The organism is Ruminococcus sporogenes, assembly GCF_054655175.1.
Window position 1 is genome coordinate 702,164 of record NZ_BAAHOA010000001.1, and the last position, 14,540, is coordinate 716,703.

Genomic DNA, 14,540 nt, shown 5'->3' on the forward strand with positions numbered 1-14,540 from the left:
AAAACTGTGCGAGGAGGTAATCACTATGTTCAAAATATTAGTTGTAGAGGATGACAAAGAGCTGAATCGCACTGTTTGTGCATATCTTGGTCAAAACGGGTATGAAACACTCGGTTGTCTTTCAGCAAATGAAGCCTATGACGCAATGTACGGCGGAACGGTTTTCGATATGATAATTTCAGATATTATGATGCCGCAGATTGACGGCTTTGAGTTTGCAAAAACGGTGCGTGAACTGAATGAGGAAATTCCTATTCTTTTTATGACCGCCCGTGATGACTTCGCTTCCAAACAGCGTGGCTTCCGTGTGGGTATTGATGATTATATGGTAAAGCCGATTGACCTTGACGAACTGCTTCTCAGAATTGGAGCATTACTACGCAGAGCCAAAATCGCAGTGAGTAAAAAATTGACGGTTGGCAATCTTATATTAAACGCAGAGGAACGCTCCGCCTGTTTGGGTGAAGAAGAAATCTCTTTGACAGTGCGAGAATTTAATCTTTTATATAAGCTTCTTTCTTATCCGAAAAAAACCTTTACCCGTTCCCAGCTTATGGATGAGTTTTGGGACAGCGATACTTCGTCGGGACCGAGGACGGTGGATGTGTATATGACGAAGCTTCGTGATAAATTTTCGGGGTGTGATGATTTTGAAATCGTAACCGTTCACGGACTTGGATACAAGGCGGTAATCAAATGAAAAAGAATACCTTTCAAAGAATTTTGCGTTTAATATGGAAATATTTTATGTTTTTTTCGCTGATCTCCGTTACCGTTACCTGCTGTATGTCCTTGTTCTTGAATGTGTTTTCTTCTAATATGGGAATTACCTATACAGCGGAAAATATAGATATCGCTGCCAAACTGACTTTTGGAAATGTGATTTTACTGACGCTTCTTTTCACTGTTATAGATAATGTCCGAAGAAAATTCACTGTAACCAAGCCGTTGAATCAGATTACGGAAGCAGCGGATAAAATTGTGCAAGGTGATTTTTCCGTGCGTATTCCCGAAGTTGACGGCTTTATAACAGATAATACATTCAATGAAATTATTAACTGCTTCAATAAAATGGCGGAGGAATTGTCGAGCATTGAGACGCTGCGTACTGATTTTGCAGCCAATGTATCTCACGAAATCAAAACGCCGCTTACAGTGATTCAAAATTATGCAACTTTGCTTTCACAGAAAGACCTGCCCGAAGAAAAGAGAAAAGAGTATGCAAAAGCTATAACGGGGGCTACGCATCGTTTGAATGATTTGATTTCCAATATTTTGAAGCTGAATAAGCTTGATAATCAGCAAATATTCCCCGAAACTTCTGTTTACGACTTAGGTGAGCAGCTTTGCGAATGTCTGCTTGGTTTTGAAGAATTGTGGGAGAAAAAAGGTATTGAAATCGGCACGGATATGGCGGACAGCATTATGGTAAAATCCGACAGGGAAATGATGAGCCTTGTATGGAACAATCTATTTTCAAATGCTATTAAGTTTACCGAAAAAGGCGGTTGCGTTTCACTTTCACTGACTGCGGAAAATGATAATGCTGTCGTGACTATAACAGATACGGGCTGCGGCATATCAAAAGAAGTGGGAACGCATATTTTTGATAAGTTCTATCAGGGCGACACTTCTCACGCTTCACAAGGCAACGGCTTGGGACTTGCGCTTGTCAAACGCATTGTTGATATTACGGGGAGTGAAATATCTGTTTCGAGCGAGGTGGGTAAAGGCAGCACATTTACGGTAAAAATGCGGAGGGTAATAAATGATAAAGCTGAAACGACTTATTTTTAAAATACTGTTTCCGCATACTGCTGTTATACTATTGCTTATACCTGTTTCGGCAGTTATGCTGCTATACGCTTTTACGGAAAAAAAGCTTGTTTCCGCTGTGCAGTATGCAGCATACGGTTTGTCGGCTTATACGATGACCGTGCTTTGTGCGAAAGCGCCCGTTCTTTATAAAAAAGCGAGGGCAATAAAGCAGGAAAACAAATATGCTGTACTATATTTTTCAGATGCAGCCTTGCGTGTAAAAATATCCCTGTACGGCTCTTTTATGATAAATGTTTTATATGCCGTAATGCAGCTTGGACTTGGTTTCATCAACCATTCCGTATGGTTTTACGCTTTGTCGGGTTACTACTTACTGCTTGCTGCAATGCGTTTTTTACTTTTAAAGAACAGTCGGAATGAGAGCCTTGGTAAAAATCTTTATAGGGAATACTTAAATTACCGTTTATGCGGAATTATTTTACTGCTGATGAATATTACCTTATCTGTTATTGCGTTTTATATAGTAAGTCAAAATAAAGGCTTTACTTATCACTATATCATGACTATCTCAATGGCAGCCTATACTTTTACTGTCTTTACAACTGCCGTAGTTAATTTGATTCGATACAGAAAATATAACAGTCCTGTTATATCTGCTTCAAAGATAATCAACCTTGTGGCAGCCTTTGTGTCAATGTTATCTCTTGAAACAGCTATGTTTACAGCCTTTGGCGAGGGAAACAGTCCAAATTTCAGAAAGATTATGACTGCCTGCACAGGGGCGGCGGTGTGTGTAATCGTACTTGCTATGGCAATTTATATGATTGATCATTCTACAAAACAATTACATCAACTTGAAAAGGAGAGTTCCTAAAATGAATAATGAAAATCAATACAATTATACCTATTCGGCAAAAGACAGAGCCGAAATAAAACAAATTCGAGAGAAATACTCTCCGAAAGAAGAAAACAAAATGGAACAACTGCGTCGTTTAGACGCAAGCGTTACAAGAAAAGGAACGATTGTGTCCTTGGTAGTCGGCATTATCAGCTCTTTGATTCTGGGTTTTGGTATGAGCTGCTGTATGGTGTGGGGAGATACACTCTTTACGGTTGGTATAGTTGTGGGCATTATCGGACTTATAGGGGTAGGCATATCTTATCCTTTGTATGTTCGTATCACGAAAAAAGAACGGGAACGCCTTGCACCAGAAATTCTACGCTTAACGGATGAACTAATGAAATGAGCGATAATATACAGATGAATAATGAAAAATGGGTGCTATGCCCAATTTGCGGAAATAAAAAAATTAAATCCGTTGCACTGTTTAAACGCAATAATATTTTATTTGAGATACAAAGCCTTGGGGCGCCTTCCTTTACGGAGGACGCCCCAACAGCATTTTTATTTAATATAACTCCTTTTCGATTATATCAAGATTTGCCTCGACATCAATTTCGAGTACAGATTGATCGTCTATTGTAGATCCCCAGTAGGTGTCCTCGGCCGGTATTCTAAGGGTTTCAATATCGTAACCCATGATAAGAGCAGGGGCGCGAAGGGACAGCAGATACATGCTTAATTTGCTCATATTAGTGTTCATTGACGGAAGAACGTCCTTAGCCGCGCTTCCAAGCTTGAACGGATTCATGACCGCTGCGCTTTTAATTATTTCAGTCAAGACGGTTCGCTGTCTTTCAGTTCTTTCAAAATCAGCATTTCCCACATATCTTAAACGTGAATAGCAGAGCGCTTGTTTTCCATTGAGCTTATAGGTTCCGGCTCCGTTTAAGTAGTCGCTTTCATCCGGCGTCCCGAAAAGAGTTTTTCCTTCCGGACTGTCAAGGAGAACGTTTATGGCGTCCGCCTCGTCCTCGTTTACTTTAATCTCTACCCCTCCGACAGCGTCTACAATATTGGCGAAGGAGATAAAGTTCACTGTGAAATAATCGTCTATTTTAATATACAGATTTTCTTCTATAGTGTCCATAAGAAGCTCCGGACCTCCGTATGAATATGCAGCGTTTAGCTTGTCTCCGCCATAACCGGGGATCTGAACATATGTGTCTCGCATTAATGATACCAATGAAATTTTATTTGATTTGCTGTTTATTGACATAAGTATCATTGAATCGGATCTTCCTCTGTCTTCTCCTCTTGAATCCGTGCCTATAAGAAGAATATTTCTTACGGACGGCGAAGTGTAAAGAGAGTGGCTGGGCTCGTTTCTTTCTCCGTTTTCAACAACGTTTACCTTGCTTATTAGTGATAAAGAAATTACTGAATATATAATGAATATGACGACCACAATGCCGAGCAGTGAGAATAAGATTTTACTAAGGCATCCGCCTTTTTTACGCCTTTTATTAGCTTTTTGCTTTGAAGAGGCCGAATATTGCTGAGAATTTTTTTTAGGCGTTTGTCGTTGCCCTTGAGGTCGTTGCCCTTGAGGCCGCTGTCCTTGAGGCCGCTGTCCTTGAGGTCGTTGTCCCTGAGGTCGTTGCCCTTGAGGCCGTTGTCCCTGAGGCCGCTGTCCCTGAGGTCGTTGCCCTTGAGGCCGCTGTCCTTGAGGTCGCTGTCCCTGTGTTTGTTGTCCCTGAGGTCGCTGTCCCTGAGGCCGCTGTCCCTGTGTTTGTTGTCCCTGAGGATATTGCTGATAATGCATTTGATCCTGCTGTTGTTGAATATTCTCAGATTGTCGCGGACGCTTTTTATGCTCTGGCGGAACAGAGAAGGCAAGAGTATCTCTTGCATATGAATCCTTATCTTTTTTTTCTGACATTTGTATTCCTCCGATCAGCTCAGATTTAGTATCGGCAGAAGCACAAAACCAATAACTATAATCGCCGCTAAAGCTATTACGGCAATTCTTTTCAATAAACTTTTCTTTTTCATTGCTGCCTCCTGTTTTGCGTTATAGATTACATTTTAACACATAAAATTAAAAAAGGCAATAATAAGCTAATAATTTATGATATATAAAAATAGTAAATCAGTAAAATACTTCCATTCAGTTTGCTTGATAATTAAATAAAACCGTCTTTAATTTTTTACTTTTCAGCCGATATATATTTTATATTGTAAATAAAATTTGTTTTTTTGTATGCGATACTGTTATTCTTAATAAAGTATTTATTATTGACGGTCAATGCGCCTACTAATGAATGGAGAATATTATGAAGGTTGTAATACTTGCAGGCGGATTAGGTACGAGAATCAGTGAAGAAAGCCATCTTAAGCCGAAGCCTATGATTGAAATAGGCGGTAATCCTATACTCTGGCATATTATGAAATATTATTCATATTACGGATATAATGATTTCATTATTTGCTGCGGATATAAGGGATATGTGATAAAGGAATATTTTGCTGATTACTATCTTCATCGTTCTGATGTGACATTTGACTTTTCTAATAAAAATGAAATGATCATACATAATAACGTAGCGGAGCCATGGAGAGTTACTGTGGTAGACACTGGGCTTAATACCCAAACAGGCGCCAGAATAAAAAGAGTAAAGGATTATATTCACGGCGAACGATTTATGCTTACATACGGCGACGGAGTTTCAGACGTGGATATTAACAGACTGCTTGACCACCATGAGGCGGGCGGAAGATATGCCACTATGACGGCAATACAGCCCGGCGGAAGATTCGGAGTTCTGGATATTGATAACGGAAGCGTAATCCGAAGATTTACAGAAAAAAGTAAGGAGGACGGCGGTTGGATAAACGGCGGTTTTATGGTTTTGGAGCCGGAAATTTTTAATTATCTAAACGACGATCCTGATCTTGTTTTTGAGAAAAAACCTTTGGAAAGCATGGCGATTGACGGTCAGCTTTCCGCTTATAAGCATAACGGCTTTTGGCAGTGTATGGATACATTGAGGGATCAGAATATATTGAACAGCCTGATTGATGAAAATAAAGCCCCGTGGATTAAATGGGAGTAAAAATTTATTGAATGGAGATTGAGGTATGGTAATCAGAGCAAAGACAAAAATGCTTTTTGAGGGAAAGCCTCTTACAGAAAAGCAGAAAAAAAATACAGAATTGAATTTAAATGAGATCAGAGAAAATAAAACGATACTTGAATCATATCCGAGAAGACTTGTTTTCGAGCTGACTAACGCCTGTAATCTGAATTGTATTATGTGCGGAAGAAACGCCGCCGATTTTAAACTGACATCATTTGATATGGATATATTCCGTTCCTTTGAACCTATGATGGACACCATAGAAGAGGTTACGCTGATGGGATGGGGGGAGCCTACCATACATCCTGATTTTAATGAAATGCTTGAGATTATCGACAGGCACAGCGCAAGGAAGTATTTCTGCACTAATGGAATGAATCTGAAAAAAATCAAGGAAAGTATATTTAAATATAACGTGGACGTTTTTGCGGTAAGCGTAGACGGAGCTAATTCAGAAACTAATTCAAGAATAAGAAGAGGTTCTGATCTGGAGATTATTACGTCGGATCTGAAAGATATAGTCGCTGAGAAAAAAGCAAGGGGTTTGAAATATCCTTGGATAAACTTTGTTTTTTGCGCTATGAAATCAAATATAAGGGAACTGCCGGATCTTGTAAGGCTTGCGGCTGAAATAGGAATAGAGGAGGTAAAGGTAGTTTATCTTACCGTATTCAATAACGAGCTTTTGCACGAAACTCTATGGGGAATGGAGAACGAAGTCAGATGTATATTTGACGAAGCGGTCAGGCTTGGAGACGAGTTGGGAATAGTTTTAAAGCTTCCGCATATTGCCGGCGAGGATATAGCCGGAGATAATATGCACAAGGACTGCTTTGTAGCTTGGAGAGACTTTTTCCTTGGCTCCGACGGATATGTAAGACCTTGTATGTCAACTCCGGTTAAATTCTTCAAATATGACGGCGGCATGAGCTTCATGGATGTATGGAACGCTCCGGAATATCAGAAATACCGTGAAAATGTAAATACGGCAGGTATGGATTCGCCGTGCCGCAGATGTTATCAGTCGTCGCACTGCAATTGGAATAAAAGAACGTCTTTTATTCAGGTTGGGGAGGAATTTTCACCGAATTGGGAGAAAAAGGCGGCGGATAATGTTTGAAAGGGAATTTTTTAAAAGTAGGAAAATTCTTCTGACAGGTCATACGGGCTTTAAGGGAACCTGGATGTCGCTTATGCTTGAAAAGCTCGGCGCAGAGGTATACGGCTATGCGCTTGAAAAAAGCGAGAGCACGCCGTTTTTCTCACAGGCTTCGCCTCAAATGGCGGGAAGTTTTTTAGGCTTTATACAGGACAGAAAATGTATAAGGAATTATTTATGCGAGGTCCGGCCTGAAATAGTTATTCACTTCGCTTCTCATTCAACCCTTAATAAAAGCGCTGAAATAACAGATTACATATTTGATACCAATATTATAGGAGCCGTTAATCTGCTTGAAGCGGTAAGGGTAACAAATACGGTAAAAGCGGTTTTGGTTGTAACAAGCGATAAATGCTATAAAAATCTTGAGAGCACGTTAGGCTATAAAGAGGATTCGGTATTGGGCGCTCAGGATCCTTATTCCACAAGCAAGGCGTGTCAGGAGTTAATAACCGAATGCTACCGCAGGTCGTTTTTTGAGCGAGGTAAGCTTAATATTCCTATTGCTACGGCAAGAGCCAGCAATGTTATAGGAGGCGGAGATTATAACCTTACCAGACTCTTTCCTTATCTGTTAGATTGCTTTTCGCAGAACGTCGTAGCCGAGATACGTAATCCTAAGGCTATAAGACCGTGGCAGAATGTATTGGACGTGCTGGGAGGGTATCTGGCTCTGATTCAGAAATTGTATGAAAGCGGAAACGCCGATTCGGATTATTCGTCTGCCTTTAACTTCGGACCGGAACCTGACGGGTTTGCTACAGTTGAAAGAGCGACGGATTTGCTGTGCGGTCAATTCAGCGGAGCGGATTATAAAATAAGCGGATCCCTCGATAATGTTATTGAAACTAATATTTTAAAGCTTGACAGTACAAAGGCTAAAAATATGCTTGATTGGAGACCGATTTACAGCTTTGAGGATACTGTGAAAATGTCTGCTGAATTTACAATGCGTCAGAAATCCGGTGAAGGCGTGAGAGCTATTGCATTGGATTTTATAAACAGGTATATGAAAGGAGTAAGTAATGTCTGATAATAATTACAGGGATATTCAGCAGTTTGCTTTGAATGTGAGAAAAGATGTTGCAAAAATCCTGCACAGAACGCGGGATTCACATATCGGAGGAGGATATTCCTCGATAGATATATTATCGGTCTTATATACGAGAGTTCTGGATATAAGCCCGGAAAATCTCGATGATCCTAACAGAAATGTATTTATTCTGAGCAAGGGGCATATTGCCGCGTCGCTTTATACGGTTCTTGCACACAAGGGGATTATACCGATGGAGGATCTTGAAAAGCATGTTGTCGATGGTGAAAACTATGCGGGTCATTCAAGAAGATATGTTGTTCCGGGAGTTGAAATGTCGGCTGGATCGCTTGGACATGGGGCAAATGTCGGTATAGGCATGGCTTATGCTAAAAGGTGCATGGGTTATAACGGAAACGTGTATGTTCTTATGGGCGACGGAGAATGCAACGAGGGCTCCGTATGGGAAGCTGCGATGTGCGCCGCTCGTTTCAGTCTGTCAAATCTGGCGCTTATCATAGACAGAAACAGGCTTCAGTCCTACGGCAGCGATGTTGAAGTCATGAATATGGGAGATATGGCGCAGAAATTCAGAAGCTTCGGCTGCAATGTTCAGGAAATAAACGGTCACGATTACGGACAGATTCTAAAGGCGCTTATGACCTCCACGGCAAGAATGCCTTCGGCTCCTACGGTAATAGTCGCCGATACAATCAAAGGCAAGGGCGCGTCGTTTATGGAAAACCGTCTGGAGTGGCATTTCAAATCGCCGAACGATGAACAGCTTGAAACTATTTTAAAGGAGCTTGAATCATGAGAAATACGTTTGTTAGGGTTCTCGACAAAATTGCTGAAAAGGACGAAAGGGTTATCTGCGTTATCGGCGATACCGGATTTTCGGTGTTTGAGGAATTTGAAAAAAAATACAAGGATAGATTCGTTAATATCGGTATTGCGGAGCAGAATTTTGTCAGCTTCGGCGCCGGTCTTGCCGCTATGGGAATGAAGCCTTTTATCTATAATGTTGTATCATTTATGACATATCGTGCTTTTGAGCAAATAGAGCTTGACGTCAGCTTTCAGGAAAATCCGGTAGTGCTTGTAGGAGTAGGAGGCGGTCATGCGTACGGTCCTGCCGGACCTACTCATCACGGATATTTCGATTTGTCGCTTATGACGTCTTTGCCGAATATGACTGTTATATGCCCCGGCGATCCAATTGAAATGGAGGCGGCTATGTATGCCGCATATAAGCTTGATAGTCCCGTTTACATAAGAATCGGAAGAAGCGTTGATCCTGCGGTGCATAGCGGACCTGTAGATTTTAAAATCGGTAAGGCAATAGAAATGAATAAAGGAGAAAGGGCGGTTTTGTTTGCTGCTGGAACTATGCTGAAGGACGGCGTCAGGGCTGCGGAGCTGCTGAGACAATCAGGAATAAATATTTCTCTTTACAGTATGCCTACGATCAAGCCGATTGACAGGGAGCTTATTGAAGAATGCATGAAAACATATGACTTTATTTTTACACTTGAAGAACACAGTAAAAACGGAGGTCTTGGATCCGCTGTCGGAAATGTAATTCTTGAAGGCGGCGCGGGTTCTCATGCAAGACTTGTAAAGCTTGGTTTTCCTGATTCATTCGCTCCTGTTACAGGTTCGAGGGAATATCTTAATAAGCTTTACGGAATTGACGCTGAAAGCGTTGCGGAAACAATAAAGTTAATTCTTGACGGAGAAGAATAATGAACCGTATTGATAGTATTTACGAGGAATTTGACAAAATAAGATCTGAAATTGAAATAAGCATAGAAAAAATGAAATCTGATCTTGGGAATATGATAAATAAGATTGTTCTTTACGGCGCAGGCAGCGCAGGTATAGCGTTTTTGAAGTATCTGAATGACGCAGGTATTTATCCTGTCTGCTTTGCTGACGGCAAGCCGGAAAAGCAGGGTCAATTCTGCGAAGGGCTTGAAATTATTTCTCCGGAGAATATCGCCGCACGGTTTGGAGCGGACGCGCTTGTTATAGTTACCATTAATACCGACGGCAAAAGATACTGCAAAAGCTTTGAAGAGGCTTTGAGAATCGGCGGGCACAGCGGTGTTCACAGGCGACTGAGCGAGGCGGGCTGCAGAAACGTAATCGACTATACATATTTCAGAAGATGTCACAGCCTTTTTCATGGAGATCCGTATAACCTACCGTCCTGTTCTGATATAGGTGAAATGCTTAAAAACAGGGATAACGTAACTCATGTATATGATTTGCTTGACGATGATGTTTCAAAAGAAACCTATGAAAAGATAGTAAGGTTCAGACTTATTGACGATAGTACAGAGGTACCGACGATTACACAGGAAAGCCAGTATTTTGAGAAGGATTTTTATAGAAATGAAACAGACGCGTGCTTTGTTGACTGCGGAGCCTTTAACGGTATAAGTATGGAAACTTTTTTGAAAATAAACGGCGGCGTTTTTGAAAGGTATTACGGCTTTGAACCGGACTCGTATAATTTTCAGCTTTTAAATAAATTTATTAACGGACTGCCGTTAGATATAAGAAAAAGGTCTGAAATTTTTAACGCTGCCGTTTATGGCGAATGCGGAACAGAAACTTTTTATTCTCTCAAAGGTCCGGGAAGCTTTATGGCGGATATTGGAAACGAAAGTGTCAATACAATAACGATAGACAAGGCGTTGGAAGGAAGAAAAGCTACATATATCAAGATGAATATCGAGGGGTCTGAAATTAAAGCGTTAAAGGGAGCTGAAAATACTATAAAAAATTTCAGACCGTTGATAGCCGCAGCGGGTTACCATAAAACGCGGGATTTGTGGGAGGTTCCTATGATCATAAAGAGCTTTAATCCGGATTACAGATTTAATCTTCGTTCGTATATGAATCATTTGTCTTTTATTTATTATTGCTCGTAAACGATTTTGTAATTGAAGCATCCTTTATTTTTATGAAGAACGGGAGGCGTTAATGAATACACCTAGACTTGAAACGGATCGTTTGATATTGAGGAAATTTACGGAAAACGATTTGAATGCTTTGTTTAAAATTTTCAGCGATATTGAAGTTAATACGTTTTTGCCATGGTTTCCGTTAAAATCAATTGAAGAAACAAAGGATTTTTATGATGAAAGATACGCTAAGGCTTATTTACAGCCTTGCGGTTACAGATATGCTGTTTGCCTAAAGGAAGATAATATTCCTGTTGGTTATGTTAATATAAGTACAGAAGTCGGCCACGATCTTGGTTATGGATTACTGAAAAATCTTTGGCATAAAGGCATTGTAAGGGAAGCGTGCAGCGCAGTCGTTGAACAGGTAAAAAAAGACGGTATGTCATATATCACTGCAACGCATGATATTGATAATATTCGAAGCGGTAATGTAATGAAGGCGTTGGGAATGAATTATATGTATTCTTATGAAGAATTATGGCAGCCTAAAAATTTTTTGGTTACTTTCAGAATGTATCAATTAAATTTTGATAATAATTACGAATTTGTGTATAAGGAGTATTGGAATAAATATAAAAATCACTTTATTGAAAATATATGATTTCTTTTTATGCGGCAGGTTGTAAGGCTTTGTGGAATCATATATATAGAAAAATTTATTTTAAGCGGTGAATTTATTATGAACGATTGGTTTAATTATGAATAATATATTGCTGTTGGGCTCTTCAGGTCTGATTGGCACATGCCTGTGTAAAAATCTTCTGAATATGGGCTATTGTATTGACGCCGCAGGGCGAAAAAAAACTGATAATAAGAATATTAATTTTATTGAATGGGATATATTCGGCAGCGACATTGGTCGGTCAGGCAAGCTCGTTTCTTTCTATAAAGCGGTTATCGTTTCAGCGTGGGCCGGCAGCGGAGCGGAAGAAAGAAATAATGAAGATATAAATATGTCTTGCGCCGTCGCACTTGGCAATCAGGTAAAAAATATAATGGAAAAATGCCGTATTGATCAGATCATACTTATAGGAAGTCAGGCGGAATACGGCAGAGCTTACGGTAATGTCGGAGAGGATTATGTAACGGATAATAACACACTTTCCTCCTATGGCAGAGCTAAGCTTTATTTATATGAGAGTCTGAAAAAATCTGCAAATGGCGTTATTCTGACAGAGCTTAGATTTCACAGTGTTTTCGGTGCGTTTCCGGCTAAAAGACAGATGCTTCAGAACTCGCTGTATAAAATGATAAAGGGAGAAGATATAAAATTTTATTCCGACGGAAATCAACACTATGATTTCATTTGCGCTGACGACGCGGCCTGCGCGGTGATAGCCGCTATTGAAAAGCAGGCTGAAGGCGTCTATAACGTCGGCTCCGGTCAGAATTTGCTTTTTCGGGATTATCTGAGGATTGCGAACAATATTGCCGGAAATAAAAGCCGCCTAATTTTCGGAGAATGCTCTCAGTCCGACTTTTCGTTTGATTCAGATAAATTCAGAAGAACTACCGGCTGGAAATGCAGGTATACTTTTAGTGAAGGTATTAAAAAAATGATTTCAGATCTTAAATACAGTCAATTACAGAAAAGCGAAATCATTATTTACGGAGCAGGTTTCTGCGGTTTGGTATTTTCTGATATGCTTTTAGAAAACGGAATCAAGCCCTCTGTTTTTTTTGATTCTGACAGAAATAAGCATGGAATGCAGTTTAATAATATAAATATCTCGGAGCCTTATAAATGCAGAAATTCCGAATGTATTGTTATAGTTTGTATGCTAAACAGGAAATTTTATCCGGGTATAAGAAAATATCTGAATGATTTAGGATATATTGATGTCAGATGTATTTATGAAATATCAGATATATGCGAGTTGTTTAAAAATCAGCCTCTTATTTTCAATTTACCGGATAAATGGAGAGAAAACAATGCGGATAAGCTTAATTTGGTGAAAAACAATTTTCGCGATGATTTATCAGTAGAAACATATGAAAATATTATTGAATTTGCCTGTGGTAAATATGATTCATTCATAAATTCATTTCCTATAGAAGAACAATATTTTGCCTATGACATTTATAAGAAAATATCGGACGAGGTATTTATAGACTGCGGAGCATTCCGAGGAGACATATTAAGATATTTTACTGAAAACAGCAGCGGGAATTATGAAAAATATATAGCTATTGAGCCTGATCCCGAAAATTACAGAAGAATAGAAAAAATGAACGAGGCAGCCGATTGCCGCGTAAACGTTATAAAATGTGCCTTATCTGATAAGCCTGAGATCCTGAGAATGAAAAATTACTTGAACGAAAACTCACTGATAGGCAAGGAAGGCTTTGAGGTTTATGCGGATACGCTTGACAATATATGCGGAAAGTATAATATTAAGCCGACGTTTATTAAAATAGATGTAGAGGGATTTGAAGAAAAGCTGATTAACGGAGCGATTGAAACTATTAAAAAGTATAAGCCTTTGATTGCAGCGGCAGTATATCATAAGCCTGATGATTTATGGAGGCTTCCGCTGAAAATAAAGGAAATTTTACCTGATCACAGCTTTTTTTTGAGAAGCTATATGAATCTGAATGAAACGGTTTTATATGCCGTACCTAAGGAGAGACTGATTAACAATGAAATATATAAATGATACAAAAATATCTAAAATAGGTCTTGGAACAGGCAGATTCGGGACAAGGGTCTCAGAGGCTCTTTCCTTTGATATGCTTGACTGCTTTTATGAAAACGGAGGCACGCTTATAGATACTGCAAGAAATTATTATGAATGGGTTGAAAACGGCAGAGGTAAAAGCGAGGAATGTTTAGGAAAATGGCTGGATTCCAGAGGGAATCGAAATAAGATCTGCTTGTCTACAAAATGCGGAGTAAGAAACGAGGGTAAGAACTGGTTTATAAATCTTTCTAAAGAAAATCTTTGTCAGGAGCTTTGTGAAAGCCTTGAGGCGTTAAGGACAGATTATATAGATATATATCTTCTCCATCGTGACGAACCGGACAGACCGGCAGAGGAAATTATTGAGACTATGCAGTATTTAAAAGAAAAGGGCAGGGTAGGAATAATCGGCGCGTCAAATTGGAGTACGGAAAGAATTAAAAGGGCGAACGCCTATGCGGTCGAGCATGGAATGGAGCCTTTTCGTACCGTTCAGACGTGGTGGTCATTAGCGGAATATAAGTATGAGATGTGGGACGATCCCAACACTACGCATATGGACAGTGAATTATATTCCTATATGTCAGGAAGCGGAATGTTCGCAATGGCATATACTTCTCAATGCAAGGGCTTTTTTCAGAAAGCAATAACGAAAGGTCTGGAAAATATAGACGAGTTTTTAAAGCGGCGTATTGTCACCGAAAGCAATTTGAAAAGGCTTGATTATATCAGAGAATACTGCGGGAAGAGAAATGTTTCGCCTACGGCGGTTGTCAGCGGATATATTACATCAAATGCTCTTGAAGGAACCGCTCTTGTAAGCTGCTCTAATATCGAACAGCTTATTGATATCCTTGATAACTGCGATTATGAACTGGAAAAGGACGTTATAAGCTATATTGACAGCTTGTAGAAATTTAACGGGAAGGAAT

Annotated in this window: 15 protein-coding genes; 13 read left to right on the forward strand and 2 right to left on the reverse strand. The window is 39.8% G+C overall.

Features of this window, described 5'->3' with window-relative positions:
* Window positions 1-25 precede the first annotated feature (25 nt).
* Genes ACYQ0N_RS03780 through ACYQ0N_RS03795 form a run of 4 tightly spaced genes read left to right on the forward strand, consistent with a single transcriptional unit; the run spans window position 26 to window position 3,026 of the window.
* A complete protein-coding gene (locus tag ACYQ0N_RS03780; protein ID WP_177532087.1) occupies window positions 26-700 on the forward strand; it encodes a response regulator transcription factor in 675 nt (224 codons plus the stop codon).
* A complete protein-coding gene (locus tag ACYQ0N_RS03785) occupies window positions 697-1,797 on the forward strand; it encodes a HAMP domain-containing sensor histidine kinase (protein ID WP_177532086.1) in 1,101 nt (366 codons plus the stop codon). Before ACYQ0N_RS03780 ends, ACYQ0N_RS03785 begins: the two co-directional genes overlap by 4 nt.
* A complete protein-coding gene (locus ACYQ0N_RS03790; protein ID WP_177532085.1) occupies window positions 1,769-2,653 on the forward strand; it encodes a hypothetical protein in 885 nt (294 codons plus the stop codon). Before ACYQ0N_RS03785 ends, ACYQ0N_RS03790 begins: the two co-directional genes overlap by 29 nt.
* A 1-nt stretch (window position 2,654) precedes the next feature.
* Window positions 2,655-3,026 carry a hypothetical protein gene (locus ACYQ0N_RS03795; RefSeq protein WP_460161885.1) on the forward strand — a complete coding sequence of 124 codons (372 nt, stop codon included), beginning with the start codon at window positions 2,655-2,657 and terminating at the stop codon, window positions 3,024-3,026.
* 162 nt (window positions 3,027-3,188) lie between these two features.
* On the opposite strand, the gene ACYQ0N_RS03800 is transcribed toward ACYQ0N_RS03795, so the two are convergent.
* Entirely contained in the window at window positions 3,189-4,088 is a 900-nt protein-coding gene (locus ACYQ0N_RS03800) for an LCP family protein (RefSeq protein WP_460161886.1), read from the reverse strand.
* The gene (locus tag ACYQ0N_RS03805; RefSeq protein WP_460161887.1) at window positions 4,058-4,534 is read right to left on the reverse strand and encodes a hypothetical protein; all 477 of its coding nucleotides are present in this window, start codon (window positions 4,532-4,534) and stop codon (window positions 4,058-4,060) included. The genes ACYQ0N_RS03800 and ACYQ0N_RS03805 overlap by 31 nt, the downstream gene beginning before the upstream one ends.
* Before the next feature lie 422 nt (window positions 4,535-4,956).
* On the opposite strand from ACYQ0N_RS03805, the gene rfbF reads away from it, so the two are divergent.
* The 9 genes from rfbF to ACYQ0N_RS03850 all read left to right on the forward strand — a co-directional run bounded on the left by rfbF (window position 4,957) and on the right by ACYQ0N_RS03850 (window position 14,521).
* Complete coding sequence (gene rfbF / locus ACYQ0N_RS03810; RefSeq protein ID WP_177532081.1) at window positions 4,957-5,736, forward strand: glucose-1-phosphate cytidylyltransferase; 780 nt, start codon at window positions 4,957-4,959, stop codon at window positions 5,734-5,736.
* 25 nt (window positions 5,737-5,761) lie between these two features.
* Complete coding sequence (locus tag ACYQ0N_RS03815) at window positions 5,762-6,880, forward strand: radical SAM/SPASM domain-containing protein (RefSeq protein ID WP_460161888.1); 1,119 nt, start codon at window positions 5,762-5,764, stop codon at window positions 6,878-6,880.
* Complete coding sequence (gene rfbG / locus ACYQ0N_RS03820; RefSeq protein WP_177532079.1) at window positions 6,873-7,952, forward strand: CDP-glucose 4,6-dehydratase; 1,080 nt, start codon at window positions 6,873-6,875, stop codon at window positions 7,950-7,952. Before ACYQ0N_RS03815 ends, rfbG begins: the two co-directional genes overlap by 8 nt.
* Window positions 7,945-8,769: a transketolase gene (locus tag ACYQ0N_RS03825; RefSeq protein ID WP_177532078.1), complete on the forward strand. Its 825-nt coding sequence runs from the start codon at window positions 7,945-7,947 to the stop codon at window positions 8,767-8,769. The genes rfbG and ACYQ0N_RS03825 overlap by 8 nt, the downstream gene beginning before the upstream one ends.
* The gene (locus tag ACYQ0N_RS03830; protein ID WP_460161889.1) at window positions 8,766-9,698 is read left to right on the forward strand and encodes a transketolase family protein; all 933 of its coding nucleotides are present in this window, start codon (window positions 8,766-8,768) and stop codon (window positions 9,696-9,698) included. The genes ACYQ0N_RS03825 and ACYQ0N_RS03830 overlap by 4 nt, the downstream gene beginning before the upstream one ends.
* Window positions 9,698-10,891 (forward strand): FkbM family methyltransferase, encoded by a 1,194-nt coding sequence (locus tag ACYQ0N_RS03835; protein ID WP_460161890.1) that lies wholly within the window; start codon window positions 9,698-9,700, stop codon window positions 10,889-10,891. The genes ACYQ0N_RS03830 and ACYQ0N_RS03835 overlap by 1 nt, the downstream gene beginning before the upstream one ends.
* A 52-nt stretch (window positions 10,892-10,943) precedes the next feature.
* Window positions 10,944-11,528 (forward strand): GNAT family N-acetyltransferase, encoded by a 585-nt coding sequence (locus ACYQ0N_RS03840; RefSeq protein ID WP_460161891.1) that lies wholly within the window; start codon window positions 10,944-10,946, stop codon window positions 11,526-11,528.
* A 97-nt stretch (window positions 11,529-11,625) separates the two neighbouring features.
* Window positions 11,626-13,584, forward strand: coding sequence for an FkbM family methyltransferase (locus ACYQ0N_RS03845; protein WP_460161892.1), 1,959 nt, complete (start codon window positions 11,626-11,628; stop codon window positions 13,582-13,584).
* On the forward strand, window positions 13,568-14,521 hold the full coding sequence (locus ACYQ0N_RS03850) for an aldo/keto reductase (RefSeq protein ID WP_460161893.1): 954 nt from the start codon (window positions 13,568-13,570) through the stop codon (window positions 14,519-14,521). The genes ACYQ0N_RS03845 and ACYQ0N_RS03850 overlap by 17 nt, the downstream gene beginning before the upstream one ends.
* Window positions 14,522-14,540 lie beyond the last annotated feature (19 nt).

What these genes read in the sequence shown, in the direction of transcription:
- ACYQ0N_RS03780 (WP_177532087.1), top strand. Translation starts at nt 26, where the DNA reads ATGTTCAAAATATTAGTTGTAGAGGATGACAAAGAGCTGAATCGCACT.
- ACYQ0N_RS03785 (WP_177532086.1), top strand. Translation starts at nt 697, where the DNA reads ATGAAAAAGAATACCTTTCAAAGAATTTTGCGTTTAATATGGAAATAT.
- ACYQ0N_RS03790 (WP_177532085.1), top strand. Translation starts at nt 1,769, where the DNA reads ATGATAAAGCTGAAACGACTTATTTTTAAAATACTGTTTCCGCATACT.
- ACYQ0N_RS03795 (WP_460161885.1), top strand. Translation starts at nt 2,655, where the DNA reads ATGAATAATGAAAATCAATACAATTATACCTATTCGGCAAAAGACAGA.
- ACYQ0N_RS03805 (WP_460161887.1), bottom strand. Translation starts at nt 4,534, where the DNA reads ATGCAAGAGATACTCTTGCCTTCTCTGTTCCGCCAGAGCATAAAAAGC.
- rfbF (WP_177532081.1), top strand. Translation starts at nt 4,957, where the DNA reads ATGAAGGTTGTAATACTTGCAGGCGGATTAGGTACGAGAATCAGTGAA.
- ACYQ0N_RS03815 (WP_460161888.1), top strand. Translation starts at nt 5,762, where the DNA reads ATGGTAATCAGAGCAAAGACAAAAATGCTTTTTGAGGGAAAGCCTCTT.
- rfbG (WP_177532079.1), top strand. Translation starts at nt 6,873, where the DNA reads ATGTTTGAAAGGGAATTTTTTAAAAGTAGGAAAATTCTTCTGACAGGT.
- ACYQ0N_RS03825 (WP_177532078.1), top strand. Translation starts at nt 7,945, where the DNA reads ATGTCTGATAATAATTACAGGGATATTCAGCAGTTTGCTTTGAATGTG.
- ACYQ0N_RS03830 (WP_460161889.1), top strand. Translation starts at nt 8,766, where the DNA reads ATGAGAAATACGTTTGTTAGGGTTCTCGACAAAATTGCTGAAAAGGAC.
- ACYQ0N_RS03835 (WP_460161890.1), top strand. Translation starts at nt 9,698, where the DNA reads ATGAACCGTATTGATAGTATTTACGAGGAATTTGACAAAATAAGATCT.
- ACYQ0N_RS03840 (WP_460161891.1), top strand. Translation starts at nt 10,944, where the DNA reads ATGAATACACCTAGACTTGAAACGGATCGTTTGATATTGAGGAAATTT.
- ACYQ0N_RS03845 (WP_460161892.1), top strand. Translation starts at nt 11,626, where the DNA reads ATGAATAATATATTGCTGTTGGGCTCTTCAGGTCTGATTGGCACATGC.
- ACYQ0N_RS03850 (WP_460161893.1), top strand. Translation starts at nt 13,568, where the DNA reads ATGAAATATATAAATGATACAAAAATATCTAAAATAGGTCTTGGAACA.